The following is a 14,363-nucleotide window of genomic DNA, read 5'->3' on the forward strand; positions in this document are numbered from 1 at the left end:
ATCAAACAGTTTAAGAAATATCTTACTATAACACGACTTCCAATTTAAGTATATCCAGAGCATGAAAAACCTGAGTCGAGAATTAATGTCACTATTTCCAAAGGTGCCGAGCAAGAAACCATATTCTGAAAGATTTCTTCAGTACCAACTAAAACAGAATTAAACCTCATACTGGCTCTTGCGTGCTGAACTTTTCTCAAATCGCTGCAATAAGAATTCTGATGGAATGGCTTTTTGATTTGTCAAATGATCAGTAACCAACTTACCGATTGCTGGTCCCATCTTATACCCATGTCCCGAAGAACCAGCCAACACGAGGCCGTTTTGAGCTTTGGGCAGCTTGTCAATGATGAAGTCACCATCTAAGGAGTTTTCATACACGCAAGTATGATGTTTCAACACGGCTGAGTCCTTGAGTGAAGGAAATCTATTGACTAAAATGCCCCTCATTTTTGCCAGAATTCCATCCCTTATTCCCCGATCATCTTGATCTGGATCGAGAGACCACCTTCTTTCGTCATAAGCAAACTTAAAGCCCTGTCCAAAGTGATCCGGTATGCCGTAGTACATTTGGTCACCTTCTCGAAACTCTAACCAAATAGGAAGGTCTGAATATTGGTCGAGTGCATCGAAATAGTAGACTTCCTGCCTGGAGATATGAATCAAACCTTTCATTTCAGGCACTAGTTTCGTTAACCAAGGTCCGCATGCGAAAACATATTCATCGGCTTGAATGACTGTCCCATCTTTAAAAGTAAGACCGCTGATATTATCTTCTTGATAATTAATACCCTCCACTTCTGCCTTGAGGTATTGACCTCCTGCTTCCTTGAACTTGTCGGCTATGACTCCACAAGCTCTACTCGCTTCCAGATAAGCCACTTTAGGTTCCCAATAAGCACTGGTGATGTCCTTTAAATTTATCTCAGGGTATCTAACCGAGAGGTTTTTTAGGTCCAATGCATCAAGGTTAAATCCTTTTTCTTTCATCAAAGGAATTGAAAGTTCAGCATAAGTAGGCTTCACACCTCTAAACATCCACAACGCTCCTTTCTCATGGTACAGCGGATCGTTCCACTCCTTAGAATAAGCTTCCCAAAGATTAAAGGACTGCGCTGTTAGATCGGTATATACCTGACTCCCGCCATAGGCCATGCGAATAATGCGGGTTTTACCTCCACTACCAGAAAGCACATTCCCAGGCCCTTCTTTCTCTACCAGTGTAACTTGAAAGCCGGCCTTTTGTAAATGGAAGGCTGTCCACCCTCCCCATGCGCCCGCGCCTACTACGATTACGGATTTTGACATCTGATTCTTTTGTCGAGTCTTTCAACTCGACTTACAACACTTCTTTTTAAAAGTAATCAAGATAATGACTTACCTCCAACCCTTGGTCACGCCCCTTCTCATAAAACAGAGCACTGGAATAGGTGTAATCTTCAGGATATTCTACCATGGTCCATTGCGCTTGCAACGGGTTTGAATGAATGTAATCCAAAACTTCTTCCAGCATTCCCTTACTATCAATCGGCTTTTCATGAAACCTTTGCTCCCAAACTTTGAAAACACGATTCGGCATCTGGATTCTAATATCCTCAATGACTTTAGTCAACCCTTGCGCTTCAAGTCCCTGCCTAATTTTGGTTGCCGTAAACTTTTTAAAGTCTCTCATGTAATCCGAAATACGATTTTCTACTTTGAAATGAAGTATTAAATGAAGGTGGTTAGGCATAATGACGTAAGCCAAAATAGCGCAATTATACTTCAGGCTAACAAAGGTCAAGCTCTCGCAAATTAAATCGTAAGCCTTTGATAATTCAATCAACCGCTTGTGCCCATTACATGTTGTTGTAACAAAAAAGGTTTGTTCATTCTTTACGAGATATCGGTTTCTTAAACCCATTTTCTTAAGTTAGTCAAGGTATTCACAATAAGTCAAGTCGAAAGACTTGACAACCAGGAGAGTAAGTTTGAAGCTTAACTATCTAGGTATGATGCGTGCCAATCAAAATCCAATCGACAATGGCCAAAACACTTCACTTAGAAAAAGACCTTCAAGAACTCTTTACTGACCTTCATGCTTCCGGACTTTGGGAAGATGGAAAAGAAATATCTGATGCATTGCTTAAGGAAGGTGCAGCTCAAGTGCTTTCAGCTTATCGTAATCAAAAAGACGATGCCAATTTTGGCTTGAAAGAATTCTTCAACAATCACTTTTCCAAAGCATCGTCAAGCGAGACGGGTTATATAAGTGATACAGAAGCCCCGGTTACTGAGCATATCAATAAGCTGTGGGATATTCTCGCAAGAACACCACAAGACACGAGTACTCATTCCACACTGATTCAACTGCCACACCCCTATATTGTACCTGGCGGTCGGTTTAATGAAATATACTATTGGGATAGCTACTTCACCATGTTAGGACTTGCTGTGAGTGAGCGAACAGATATGATTGAAGACATGGTGAAGAACTTTGCCTGGATGATTCAAGAGATTGGCTTTATCCCTAATGGAAATAGAAGCTACTATTTGGGCCGCTCTCAACCTCCATTCTTCTCATTAATGGTGGCCCTGTTGGCAGAAGAAAAAGACCGATCTATACTCCAAGAGTTTTTACCTGCCCTCGAAAAGGAATATCGTTTTTGGATGGAAGGTTCTGATGGATTGAACACAGAAAACCCCTCTCACAAAAGAGTGGTATTGATGGATGACGGCTCCATTCTTAATCGCCATTTTGACAACATTCCAAACCCAAGAGCGGAAATGTATCAAGACGATGTGGAGTTAATTGCTGCACAAGGCGAAGCGGGAAAGAAAACCCTTCTGAACATTAGAGCTGCTTGCGAATCAGGCTGGGATTTCAGTTCCAGATGGTGTGCGGACTTTGATAAGCTCGAAACGATCCGAACAACTGATCTGGTCCAAGTAGATTTGAATTGTCTGCTCTATCATTTGGAAAAACTGATCGCCAGTATCCACCAAGAAAATGGAGATATGGAAAAATGCGAATCCTACTTTGAGCTTTGTGAAAGAAGAAAGCAAGCGATAAATGATTACTTCTGGAATGCAGATGAAAACTACTATTTCGACTACAACTGGGTTGAAAAAGCGCAGACTAAGTCAATCAGTGCAGCAGCAGCTTTTCCTCTGTTTTTTGAACTTTCCAGTGCCGATCAGGCAAGAGGAGTTGCAAAAGTGATTGATCGCGAATTGTTAAAAGATGGTGGTCTTTTAACCACCAATTATGAGTCAGGCCAACAGTGGGATGCACCGAATGGATGGGCACCTCTACAGTGGGTTGCCATCAAGGGGCTTAGAAACTATGGCCACGATCAGCTAGCCGGAACTATCAAAGAACGTTGGGTTTCATTAAATGTGAAGGTCTTCAAGAACACTGGAAAACTCATGGAAAAATATAATGTCATGGACACTAACTTGCTTAGTGGTGGTGGAGAGTACCCTGTTCAGGACGGTTTCGGCTGGACTAACGGTGTATTACTGAAATTACTTTCAGAAGAGTAAGGAATTGAATGTCAATGTAGCGATTTGGCAAAATCTCCGTTATAACATCAGAATTTACTAGTTTTGAGTACCTATAAGCTAAAGTGATGAAAAAATTTCTGCTCCTATTTTCGATAATAGCACTATTTACAGCATGTTCGGGAGGCGGTAGTGACCCAGATTCATTCGAAGTCATAACTGGCGAAATACAACAAACATTTACCATAGACTGGAGAAGTTTACCATCAAACCAAAATATAGCCATCACGTTTCCTGAGCGTTACCGACAAGCAAGGTTCATTGGTATCCAAGACTTTGACGTACAAGAAGCAGATCAATTTTTTGACCCAACAGTCAGTGCGATGTACTATGACATTGATAGTTGGGACCCAGGCAATATGGCAGGGATATTCGATGTGACAATCAGTGTTGTCAATAACTTTGGCGTTCCTCAGCGCCTTACCACTTTCACAATCAATAACCTTGATAATACAACCGACATTGGAGGAAATAATCAGTTAATACTTTCCAAGGAAAGGATTTATGATAACGATGAAGGGAATGTCACTTTGGATGGTCTAACAGCAGCACACCTATCCATTCTTGCTGGCCGTTTAGAGCTTGAGGTTGAAGTTTCGGGCCGTAATGTGACACTTGTATCCCCAGACAGCTTTGATCTCATTCTAACACTAGAGCTGTCAGCCATAATAAGGGTAGATTAGAATTTACCCCTCAAACGCCTTCGAAAGTGCAAGCAAAAAACAGGGTAACCTCTCCTACATTAAATGGCTTCAATCTAGAAAGCTAGCCAATATCAATCCTTGGAAAGCACCTTAACCAGCCAAAGAATAAGGTAAAGGCCCAAACCCGCACCAAACAAAAAGAAAGCTACAACAAAGCCTATTCTAATACTCGACTCCTGGATACCCATTTTTTCACCAAGCCATCCACATACACCTAAAATCATACATCCAAAATTTAGAGATTGATATTAGCAGTTTTATCCAATAACTCCAAGTCTTCCTAATCACTCAAGGCATTAATAGGGTCCTTGGCCAGTGCCCTGAGCGTATGGAACAATACGGCCAAGCAAGTAACAGATGCAAGCAAAGCCATCGCGATCACAAAACCATCAATCGGTACATCGATCCGGTAGGCAAAGTCTTGCAACCATAATTGAGACAATAAATAGGCTGATGGCACCGATATTAAAAGGGTAATAAAGAGTATCGTGAAAAACTCACTATAAATGATGCCTATAATGTTTCCATGGCTTGCTCCAAAAATCTTCCTTAAGCCCATCTCCTTGAATCTCTTCTGAACTACCAAAGAAACTAGACCAAACACTCCGAGAGCTCCAATCAATACTGAAACCAACATCGATAGATTGCCAATATCCCCCCAAACTTTCTCGGATTGATAAAGCGAAGCCAGATCATCTGATAGAGACGAATATGTAAATGGTTGTTCATAAGCTGTTGAATACCACAAAGCTGAGAGTTGTTTGGCTACAGCGTCTCCATTTACTCCCTGATATTTTACTATCATAAAGTCTTCCAGTGCCCTTCCAGGCTGAATTACTAATGGCTGAATACGTTTATGTAAAGTCTCATAATTGAAATCCTGGATCACTCCGATTATCATAAACTTTTGACCATCATGATACATGGATTTGCCCAATGCCTCCAACGGATCACCCAGTTCGAAAGCCTCAATTACTGTCTCATTGACAACAACCGGATTCGTCAGCTCATCTTTTAGAAACTCAAAGTCGGTACCGGTCAACATTCTAATGCCCAGGGATTGAAAATAGTGATCATCAATACTGCCAACATTCATGAGAATAGAGTCTAAAGCCGCAGGCTCAGGCTTATAATACTTTGCCGCATAAGGTCTGCCCGGAATCGTGCTCGCTCTAGAAACTGAGGTAACACCTGCAATACCCAGAACATCGTCTTTTAAACTTTCATAACCAGTGTGAATACCTCTATCCCTAATAGGTACAACTACTACTTCACTCTGATCGAAACCCAAGTCTTTCGATTTAACAAATGCAGCTTGTCTATTAATAGTAACAGCACCCACGATCAGTACAACAGAAACAACAAATTGGAAAACCATAAGTCCCTTTCTCAGGTAACCAATTTTACCAAGTGTCACCACATTGAGCAAGACATCTGTGAGCTCCATTCTTAGGATAACAATAGCCGGGGCCATACCCGAGATTATAGCCGTAACCAATATAAGGCTCGCTATCACCAACCAAATCTCCCACTGAGCGATAGGGTTCAATATAAGGCTCGTATCCAACATGGTGTTGAATGGAGTAATCATAAAATACAGGGCGATCAAAGAGATGACAATGGCAATGGCTATAGTTAGAATGGCTTCCAGTATAAACTGAAAATAAATATGTTGAGCAAAGGCCCCCGAGACCATTCTCACTCCCATCTCTTTGAGTCTTTCAACAGAGGTAGAAACGGCTGAGTTGATATAATTGATTGTGGCTAAAATGATAACCACTATGGCAATGATGAGGACAACTCGAACAAACATGATATCGCTTTGTCCTTCAATCTCAGAAATTGCATCTGACCTCAAGTGTATATCTAAGAGGGGCTGAATTCGGATTCGTTCTTCTGGAAATCGGTTAACCAGCCATTCCTCATATCTTGTTTTAAATGATTGAACATCTGTACCAGGCCGGAAATGGATGTAACTGTAAAAGCCATTATAAGCACCCGTCAACACATCCAAAGTCATCACCTTAGGTAAGGTGGGCATCGAAGCCAAAAAGTCAAATTCGAAATGGGCTCCCACATTGTTTAAGGCTTTCACTACCCCAGTGATCTCCAAGTCATACTTAAGCTCATAGCGCAGCACCCTTCCAATTGGATCCTTGTCTCCAAAGTACTTTTTAGCCATTTGTTCGGTAATCACTAGTGAATTAGGCTCTGAGAGGGCTGTTTCAGGATTACCCAGAAGCAGCTCATATCCGAAAACGTCAAAGAAAGAGGAATCGGCAAAAAGAAAGTCTTGTTCATAAAAGCCCTTATCCTCTTGACTAAGTAAGGGCACATTCCAATGCTTAAAGAGTAGCGTGGTGCTTTCTACCTCTGAGAACTCTTCGGTCAGGGAAAGCATGATTCTAGGGCTCGTCTTGGCTACGATTTGGGTGTTATTACCCAATTCCTCCATCCTTAGCAGTCTGTAGGTCTGCTCCGGTTCTGGATGAAACTTGTCGTAGTCCAGTTCATACTGCGCATAGAGTATGAGTAAAACCGTTAATGTGATACCTATACTCAAACCCATAAGATTGACCATAGAGGTCACCTTACGTTTGATTAGGTTCCGAAATGCAATTTTGAGGTAATTTTTTAGCATTCTATCGACTAAACTGGTCGGTGTTACTCAAAAAAAATACCAAAGAATGAAAACAGTCCATCAAGGCGCTCAAGGCACTATTCAGCATTTTTAAATGATAAAGATACGCTAAAACTGAACGCTATCGACCAGCTTCACGAGCGTTATCGAACAGGCTAATTGATTAAAAGCAGCAAGCATTAGAGTCAAATATTCATAACTCTTCTGGTGAATGAATCAGACAAAAGGCTAGGTGACACACCATTGTCTTGAAAATGAAATAAAAAAAGCCCAGCATTAGCTGAGCTCTCTGAAAGTAGTCTGTAGGAGGGCTGAGCGTTAAGAAAAGCTCCAGTGGGGCTTTTAAGCGAAGAGCCAGCTTGTAGGGCAAGTCACCGAAGGACGAAATGAAAAAAGCCCGACAAAGTCGAGCTTTTAGAATGTAGTCCGTAGGGGAATCGAACCCCTGTTACCAGGATGAAAACCTGGCGTCCTAACCCCTAGACGAACGGACCATCATAAGGACTGCAAATATAGATGTCACTATTTTATTTGCAAAAATTTCTATCCGAAAAAATTACAATCGATTTCCATGGAACTAACTCGGCCTTAGCATGATTAAAGTTTGAAAAGGAGGATAGCTTTCTTAGCTTTACGCCTCCAAAAAACAACCCTTTAAACTGTTAAGGATTATGTCTAAGACAAGAGTAGCGATTAACGGTTTTGGAAGAATCGGAAGATTGACTTTCAAAACATTATTGAAAAAAGAAAACATTGAAGTAGTAGCAATCAACGATCTAACTGACACTACTACTCTAGCCCATTTATTGAAGTACGATTCAGTACATGGCAGGTTCGATGGTACCGTTTCTGCAACCACAGATGGCATCATTGTAAATGGGAAAGAAATCAAAATTTACGCTGAAAGAGAGCCTAGAAACCTTCCTTGGGGAGACCTTGGTGTTGAGGTAGTTCTAGAATCAACAGGCTTCTTCTTAGATGAAGCTGGTGCTGGACAACACTTGGAAGCTGGCGCTAAAAAGGTGGTTATTTCTGCACCTGCTAAAGGTGGAGTTCCAACTGTAGTACTTGGTGTTAATGACGACACTATGACTGGTGAAGAGACCATTCTTTCTAATGCATCTTGTACAACCAACTGCCTAGCCCCTATGGCTAAGGTATTGGACGATGCCTTCGGTATCGAGCATGGTTATATCACTACAGTTCATGCTTACACTTCAGATCAGAGATTGCAAGATGCTCCTCACAAAGATTTGAGAAGAGCAAGAGCAGGTGCTTATTCAATTATTCCAACTTCTACAGGAGCTGCTAAAGCTGTAGGCCTTGTGTTGCCTCACCTCGCTGGAAAATTGGACGGTATCGCTATGAGAGTTCCAATTCCTGATGGTTCATTGACTGACCTTACTGTAGTTTTGAAAAAAGAAGCTACTAAAGAAGAAATCAATGCGGCAATGAAAGCTGCTGCCGATGGACCAATGAAAGGTATTATGGAGTACACAGAAGACCCAATTGTATCTATCGATATTGTTGGCAATCCTCACTCTAACATCTTTGATTCTCAATTGACTTCTGCTCAAGGAACTTTAGTTAAAGTTGTTGGGTGGTATGACAATGAAGCGGGTTACTCTAACAGAGCTGCCGACTTGATCGAAAGAATCGCTGGATAAGCCAGACAAGAACAAAAAATAAAAAGCCTCGATAAATCGAGGCTTTTTTTATTCACATAAACTTAATCTTTTAGTAAACACGCTCTTCAGGAACTAAAAAAGCAATTGGGTAGTTTTACAATCGAAATGACAAACCCAAGTCGCTATAAAATGGGGCAAATATAATGTAAGACAGCCCTAAGTCGTAAAAACAGGTCATTAAGAAAACCGCTCAATTTGAGGGGTTATTTTTTTGCCCATCCTCGACTATTCTACTTTCAAACTGGTCTTCTTAAGAATCTCACTTGATCTAAAAGTCATGTCCCCTGCCTGAAGAATCTTCATTTTCAGCTGAGCATTGTATTCAGGGTTCTTATCCAGAAAGTCTCTTACCATCTGTGCAGCCGTTTCGGTGTTGTGCCTACCTAGTGTGCGATCGAGCCATCTCTTTGGGAAGAAGATATCTCCTGTCACCTGAATCTCTTGTAATAGTTCCAGGCTCTCGGTGATATATTTTTCGCTCTCTTTTCTCCGCAAAGGGTGATGCAGGTTTCCAAGCCCTCCTAGTACCCATGATTCAGTCTCGCGGTTCTTCTCATCTTTCAGAGAAGCAAAGAATTGATCCCTAGCTTCAACATCTGAAGAAAGAGATGGGAGTAAAAACTCAAATCTCTTTCTACGATCTGGATTCTTAATATTTTCGAGCTGCTTGGTCAATATATCCTCTGAAAGTTGAGGCATTTTAATTGCCAGTTGACCTGCTAAGCTTGTTAAATCGTTTTCAGATAAGTTCAGCCCCCCAACTTTCGAGTGAGTCTCTCCAGCCCAAATACTCCTGAGCCTTTCTAGGTTGACATTCGTAATTGTCACATTTCTGAAGGCATTAAAGAATATCTTTTTGACTGAAGGATCATCCGTCTTGTCATTCATTACATGGAAGAGCGTCCTTTCAAGATCAGGCGCAGCACTCTCTCTTTGTTCAGGCGTCATCAAGTTCCAGTAGACATTATTCAATTGCCCCAGCATGAGGTTCAATAGCAATTGATTCTTCTCTTTGACTACCATCCATTTGATTAGTTCAACGTATCGCTCAGGACTGTACTGACCTTCTTTTCCATAATTTTCAGGTTCCAGAAGATTTTCGTAGAGGTTAACAAGCATTGTTCCCTTTTCTACTTCGCTGAGCTGATCCCAGCGGCTTTGAATCATAGAATAGTTTGCCGGAAATAAACCATAGCCGATTCCATCAGCATTTGGCAGAGCTTCGAAGAAATCCCAATTAGATTTTAAACTAATAGTATAGGGTATATCATTAGAGTAAATAAGCTCTTCTTTTTTCTCTGATCGTTGTAAATTATACAAATTCAATTGCAAGGCTTGGGCCCAAACTCTTTCTCCCTCAGGATCGTTTTGAGCAAGCTTTATAAGTACCTGATTGCCATTCTTTACAGCCGAAATATCAAAATGCGGTCTTCCAGGTGTGTTCACCCAAACCTCACTCCATTTATTCAAGTCTTCTGGGGTTCGCTTATCTAAGATTTCAATAAGATCTGGCCATGTGGCATTCTTATTTGAAAAAGTAGACAAGTATTCACGCATACCTGATTGAAAGTCTTCTTCGCCCAACATGGCCTCCAACTGGCGCATCATAATGGGTGCTTTGTTATAAATAATCGCACCATACATTTGCCCAGCTTCTTTCAGGTTAGGCAAAAATTGCCTGATAGGGTTAGCTCCTTTGGTGCGATCAACTGAGTAAGCCGATGGATAATGCCTGACTAAGAAGTTTAGGTCGTGATTGATATCTGGGAAACTAGGGTTAACCATCTTGGCAGCCATGAAATTGGCAAACACTTCTTTGGTCCAAACGTCATTGAACCAGTCCATGGTGACCAGATTACCAAACCACATATGAGCTACCTCATGGGCAATCAAGCTGGCTCTTCCGAGCAATTGGCTTTGAGACGGATCTTTATCCAACATCAATGAATTGGCTCGGTATTGAATCGCTCCAACATGCTCCATCCCTCCATATTGAAAACTTGGAATCAATGCAAAATCCAGCTTCTTGAAAGGATACTTTATACCAGAGTACTCCTCTAGCCATTGTAATGAGGCCGCATGCAGGTAGAAAATCAAATCTAAGTTTCGATCTGCTTTCTCTTTGTCACTCTCCCTGTGCAGTATGGTCATTTCTCTACCAGCAATTGTCTTACTGACCACATCGAACTCTCCTGCTACAAAGGAGAACAGGTAGGTACTAATTAAGTCAGATTTATAGAACTGATAGTTCTTTCGACCATCCTTAACAGCCGCAACGGCAATTGGTCCATTGCTAATGGCCGACCAATTTGCTGGTACATCAAGTGTAAGTTCGAAAGTTGCCTTTAGGTTCGGTTGGTCGAAAACGGGAAAGGCAGTTCTGGCCCTATCGGGAACAAAGAGTGTGTATAGAAATTCTTCTTTTCGGTTGAGTGAAGTCTCACCTGCAAAGAAGTTAATCTCTACCTGATTGAACCCTTCTTTGAGGTTCTCCTTTTTCAGAATGATGTGTTCATTCTCGATTAACAGCTCCTGGCTTTTACCATTGACGATCAGTCCTTTGAGCTTCTCTGGGCTTTCCTTAAAATCAAGCTGAAGGTCTTGTGAATTGTTTTTCAGGTTGAAAGTTAAGTCTTCCAATGCCTGAATTTGTTGATTTATGTTGTCCGGCACTCTGAACTCCAACTTATAATTGATAATTGATAGCGCCCCTTTTCGGTATTCTGCTAGTTCGAGTGACACCCCAGACTCCACCGATAACTTGGTCTCATCATTACAGGCAAAAAGGGTAATCGAAAGCAGTAATATTGCCAGGCTTTTCTTTAACATATCAAATCAGGATTAGGTCTTTTCTTAATTCTGGAGGAATGCCGAAGTTCTCTCCCATGAAATCGTCCATTTCATCTTTGGTCTCTTTAGAAAGCAATGCATTCATTTCTTCCATTGCCAATTCACCAATCATAAACGGAGGCATGAAATTGGTAACCAAGCGATCGCCTTTGAAACAAGCCCCCATTTGAAATTCGGTCATCTCACTTTTTGGAGTTCCCTTGATCATACATTCTGAAAGCCAGGCCTCAGGATTGTCTGGGTGCTCTTCAATTCGTCTTTGCATCGCCTGAAAATCCGTATTCATCATCATGTATTCTGACAAATTGGCCATGCTCTCAGCAGACATCTGGTCTTTCATATTCTCATAGCATGTAGAACAGACAGCATATTCAAACAGCACTTCGGTCTTTTGAAAAGACGGGTATTTCTTAAAGACTTTTTCAATCATATAGTAGCGATCACCCTTCATCAGGTCATAGTCACACTGTACACAATTGGTCAAAGGTCCTTTTGTATCGCTGTTTAAAAAAATATCAGGGATTGGAAGCCCCTCCGCTCTTTCCTCTTCTTCTCTATGCTCTTCCATATTATTTTTTATCTACTAATGTTGATGCCGCCTGTGCTGCCGGAAAAATGACGGTATCACTAATATTTACATGAGCAGGTCGGGTTACGATAAATCGAATCAGGTCCGCGACATCATATGCCGTCAGTGCATCGAAACCTTCGTAAACTGACTTTGACCTGTCTGTGTCACCTTTAAAGCGTACCATCGAGAATTCTGTTTCTACCAAACCAGGACAAACTTGAGATACTTTGACTCCCGTGCCGTTCAAGTCCATACGCATACCATTGTTAATGGCATCAACAGCGTGCTTAGAGGCACAATAGACGTTGCCATTTGGATATACCTCTTTCCCTGCAATCGACCCAATATTCACAATATGCCCCGAACCTTTGCTCACCATTTCAGGTACCAAAGCCTTTGTAACATAAAGTAAGCCCTTTACATTAATGTCAATCATTGCATCCCAGTCGTCCACATTTCCATCTTGAATCTTAGAAAGCCCGTGAGCATTTCCAGCATTATTGAGAAGAACATCGATGGATTTCCAAGCATCGGGAATTGAGTTAATCGCCCCTTCCACTTCCACTCTATTTCGAACATCAAAACTTAGTTCAAGTGTTCTAACAGCCACCTCATCGCTCAATGCTTTCAACCTGTCTTCCCTGCGTCCACATATAATTAAGTCATACCCTTCCTCAGCCAATAGTAAAGCAGTAGCTCGGCCGATGCCAGAGGTTGCTCCCGTAATGAATGCGATTTTGCTCATTTTCATCTTCATTAATGAGCAGTGAATTTAAAAGAAAATAGCCAATCGGAAACGTAAAGATTACTTAGTCGGAGAAATGCAGATACAGTGTGAAATTATGAGTCGTTATCCGGCTTAGTCCATTGTGGAAGAAGTTGTCCTGAGGGTTCATAACATCAAGTAATCCTCTTGCATATCTGATCTCTGGTGAGAACTTGAAGAATTCGAAGTAACGTTCCAGTCCAAAGCCTACCTCAACTTTTACATTAGCACGTCTGATCTCAAGTCTATCTTGGGTTGTAGTTATATCTTCTTTACCAGACCTAAACGATCCACTTAATCCTGCAATCAAATACATTCGAGAGTTATTCCTTCGAATGGACCTGTACTTCATAAATATGCCGGGCTCAATTCTAGTACTCTCTATCAGCTGGGCATCAGTGGTCCCATCAATATTCTGATAATTGACCGTGTTTTGATACAGCCCTATTTTCACAGGAACAAGTCTTATGGAAAATTGATCTGCCAACCTGATATTGACCATAAACCCAAGGTCAAATCCAGCACTTGTCTCAGAAGTTATTGAGTTTATTTGGTCATACTCGGAAGTGTCGAATCTGTCTGAATACTTGATGCCATAGCTATTGTTATGCACACCAAGCAGAAACCCGTACTTAAAAGTCTTCTGGTCACTTTTTACCCTGTGAAGCGTTACTCCTGCCTTACGCGTTTGGGCGTTTACTTGAAGTATTGAGAAAAAAAGTACTAAGGCAACTATTTTTGCCCGATGTAAATCGAGGCGATGCCAAATGTCAAAGGTCTGCATTCAGTCTTCTTATATCCAACCGCACTAAGGATGTCCAAAAAATTCTGACCATCCGGAAAAGCATCTACCGACTCCGGCAGATAAGTATATGCCGATTGATCCTTAGAAATCAGTTTTCCAATAATCGGGAGAATCGACTTAAAATAAAAACTGTAAAGTTGCTTCATCGGAAACGATCGTGGCCTTGAAAACTCAATGATCACTGCCTTTCCACCTGGTCTAAGTACACGATGCATATCACTCAAGCCTTGTTTCAGGTTTTCGAAGTTCCTTACACCAAATGCAACGATGGTAGCGTCAAAGGTATTGTCTTCAAAAAGCAGCTTCTCACTATCGCCCATTTGCATGTCGATGATGTGGTCTACCTTTTTACGTTTCATCTTCTGCTTGCCCATTTCAAGCATACCAGATGAAATATCAACCCCAACTATACGGTCAGGATTGAGCGCCAAAGCTTCAATAGCAAAATCTCCAGTACCAGTAGCTATGTCCAGTATTTGCTTGGGTTGGTCAGGCTTAAGGAGCTTTATGGCCTTCTTTCTCCACAGGATATCAATACCCAGACTTAGGAAATGATTAAGAAAATCATACCTATGACTGATGTTATTAAACATCTCGGCTACCTGCTCTTTTTTTGTCGTTTCCTTCTCCTTATATGGTACTACAGCCATCTCTAATTCAATCTGAGTGCAATAATACGAAGGAAACAGGGTGATTACAGGAATTGTTAAAAAAAGGTAATGTTAGACCACAAGTCCAGCCATTTTTCACCTCTGTCATAAATCTTAGTAAATTGACTTCTGGTCATTCACAAAC

At 41.3% G+C, this 14,363-nt stretch carries 12 protein-coding genes and 1 tRNA gene; 3 read left to right on the forward strand and 10 right to left on the reverse strand.

The window, feature by feature from the left end:
- Nucleotides 1-159: 159 nt before the first annotated feature.
- Both J4E76_RS07375 and J4E76_RS07380 read right to left on the reverse strand, forming a co-directional pair.
- Nucleotides 160-1,308, reverse strand: coding sequence for an FAD-binding oxidoreductase (locus tag J4E76_RS07375; protein WP_208502590.1), 1,149 nt, complete (start codon nucleotides 1,306-1,308; stop codon nucleotides 160-162).
- A 46-nt stretch (nucleotides 1,309-1,354) separates the two neighbouring features.
- Nucleotides 1,355-1,903 carry a transposase gene (locus J4E76_RS07380; protein ID WP_208502592.1) on the reverse strand — a complete coding sequence of 183 codons (549 nt, stop codon included), beginning with the start codon at nucleotides 1,901-1,903 and terminating at the stop codon, nucleotides 1,355-1,357.
- 119 nt (nucleotides 1,904-2,022) lie between these two features.
- On the opposite strand from J4E76_RS07380, the gene treF reads away from it, so the two are divergent.
- Together treF and J4E76_RS07390 are read left to right on the forward strand one after the other, a co-directional pair.
- A complete protein-coding gene (gene treF, locus J4E76_RS07385; protein WP_208502594.1) occupies nucleotides 2,023-3,525 on the forward strand; it encodes an alpha,alpha-trehalase TreF in 1,503 nt (500 codons plus the stop codon).
- An 86-nt stretch (nucleotides 3,526-3,611) separates the two neighbouring features.
- Nucleotides 3,612-4,226: a hypothetical protein gene (locus J4E76_RS07390; protein ID WP_208502596.1), complete on the forward strand. Its 615-nt coding sequence runs from the start codon at nucleotides 3,612-3,614 to the stop codon at nucleotides 4,224-4,226.
- A 92-nt stretch (nucleotides 4,227-4,318) separates the two neighbouring features.
- Here the strand turns inward: J4E76_RS07390 and J4E76_RS07395 are convergent, their stop codons facing one another.
- The 3 genes from J4E76_RS07395 to J4E76_RS07405 all read right to left on the reverse strand — a co-directional run bounded on the left by J4E76_RS07395 (nucleotide 4,319) and on the right by J4E76_RS07405 (nucleotide 7,382).
- The gene (locus J4E76_RS07395; protein ID WP_083262348.1) at nucleotides 4,319-4,471 is read right to left on the reverse strand and encodes a PspC domain-containing protein; all 153 of its coding nucleotides are present in this window, start codon (nucleotides 4,469-4,471) and stop codon (nucleotides 4,319-4,321) included.
- Nucleotides 4,472-4,527: 56 nt separating this feature from the next.
- The gene (locus J4E76_RS07400) at nucleotides 4,528-6,888 is read right to left on the reverse strand and encodes an ABC transporter permease (RefSeq protein WP_208502598.1); all 2,361 of its coding nucleotides are present in this window, start codon (nucleotides 6,886-6,888) and stop codon (nucleotides 4,528-4,530) included.
- A gap of 422 nt (nucleotides 6,889-7,310) precedes the next feature.
- Nucleotides 7,311-7,382: transfer RNA gene (locus J4E76_RS07405), tRNA-Glu, on the reverse strand.
- A 177-nt stretch (nucleotides 7,383-7,559) separates the two neighbouring features.
- On the opposite strand from J4E76_RS07405, the gene gap reads away from it, so the two are divergent.
- A complete protein-coding gene (gene gap, locus J4E76_RS07410) occupies nucleotides 7,560-8,555 on the forward strand; it encodes a type I glyceraldehyde-3-phosphate dehydrogenase (protein ID WP_208502599.1) in 996 nt (331 codons plus the stop codon).
- 246 nt (nucleotides 8,556-8,801) lie between these two features.
- On the opposite strand, the gene J4E76_RS07415 is transcribed toward gap, so the two are convergent.
- The 5 genes from J4E76_RS07415 to ubiE form a co-directional block, all read right to left on the reverse strand.
- Entirely contained in the window at nucleotides 8,802-11,405 is a 2,604-nt protein-coding gene (locus J4E76_RS07415) for a M1 family aminopeptidase (RefSeq protein ID WP_208502601.1), read from the reverse strand.
- A 1-nt stretch (nucleotide 11,406) separates the two neighbouring features.
- A complete protein-coding gene (locus J4E76_RS07420; protein ID WP_208502603.1) occupies nucleotides 11,407-11,994 on the reverse strand; it encodes a hypothetical protein in 588 nt (195 codons plus the stop codon).
- A gap of 1 nt (nucleotide 11,995) precedes the next feature.
- Nucleotides 11,996-12,742, reverse strand: coding sequence for an SDR family NAD(P)-dependent oxidoreductase (locus tag J4E76_RS07425; RefSeq protein ID WP_208502605.1), 747 nt, complete (start codon nucleotides 12,740-12,742; stop codon nucleotides 11,996-11,998).
- A gap of 64 nt (nucleotides 12,743-12,806) precedes the next feature.
- Nucleotides 12,807-13,547, reverse strand: a complete 741-nt coding sequence (locus J4E76_RS07430) for an outer membrane beta-barrel protein (protein ID WP_208502606.1) — start codon at nucleotides 13,545-13,547, stop codon at nucleotides 12,807-12,809.
- Nucleotides 13,496-14,218 carry a bifunctional demethylmenaquinone methyltransferase/2-methoxy-6-polyprenyl-1,4-benzoquinol methylase UbiE gene (gene ubiE, locus J4E76_RS07435; RefSeq protein WP_208502608.1) on the reverse strand — a complete coding sequence of 241 codons (723 nt, stop codon included), beginning with the start codon at nucleotides 14,216-14,218 and terminating at the stop codon, nucleotides 13,496-13,498. The genes J4E76_RS07430 and ubiE overlap by 52 nt, the downstream gene beginning before the upstream one ends.
- Between the last annotated feature and the right edge of the window lie 145 nt (nucleotides 14,219-14,363).

Origin of the sequence: Roseivirga sp. E12 (assembly GCF_017592825.1) — a bacterium.
Taxonomy (GTDB): Bacteria; Bacteroidota; Bacteroidia; order Cytophagales; family Cyclobacteriaceae; genus Roseivirga.

Excerpts from the sequence above, each read along its gene's own strand:
- J4E76_RS07375 (WP_208502590.1), bottom strand. The coding sequence starts at position 1,308 with ATGTCAAAATCCGTAATCGTAGTAGGCGCGGGCGCATGGGGAGGGTGG.
- J4E76_RS07380 (WP_208502592.1), bottom strand. The coding sequence starts at position 1,903 with ATGGGTTTAAGAAACCGATATCTCGTAAAGAATGAACAAACCTTTTTT.
- treF (WP_208502594.1), top strand. The coding sequence starts at position 2,023 with ATGGCCAAAACACTTCACTTAGAAAAAGACCTTCAAGAACTCTTTACT.
- J4E76_RS07390 (WP_208502596.1), top strand. The coding sequence starts at position 3,612 with ATGAAAAAATTTCTGCTCCTATTTTCGATAATAGCACTATTTACAGCA.
- J4E76_RS07395 (WP_083262348.1), bottom strand. The coding sequence starts at position 4,471 with ATGATTTTAGGTGTATGTGGATGGCTTGGTGAAAAAATGGGTATCCAG.
- J4E76_RS07400 (WP_208502598.1), bottom strand. The coding sequence starts at position 6,888 with ATGCTAAAAAATTACCTCAAAATTGCATTTCGGAACCTAATCAAACGT.
- gap (WP_208502599.1), top strand. The coding sequence starts at position 7,560 with ATGTCTAAGACAAGAGTAGCGATTAACGGTTTTGGAAGAATCGGAAGA.
- J4E76_RS07415 (WP_208502601.1), bottom strand. The coding sequence starts at position 11,405 with ATGTTAAAGAAAAGCCTGGCAATATTACTGCTTTCGATTACCCTTTTT.
- J4E76_RS07420 (WP_208502603.1), bottom strand. The coding sequence starts at position 11,994 with ATGGAAGAGCATAGAGAAGAAGAGGAAAGAGCGGAGGGGCTTCCAATC.
- J4E76_RS07425 (WP_208502605.1), bottom strand. The coding sequence starts at position 12,742 with ATGAGCAAAATCGCATTCATTACGGGAGCAACCTCTGGCATCGGCCGA.
- J4E76_RS07430 (WP_208502606.1), bottom strand. The coding sequence starts at position 13,547 with ATGCAGACCTTTGACATTTGGCATCGCCTCGATTTACATCGGGCAAAA.
- ubiE (WP_208502608.1), bottom strand. The coding sequence starts at position 14,218 with ATGGCTGTAGTACCATATAAGGAGAAGGAAACGACAAAAAAAGAGCAG.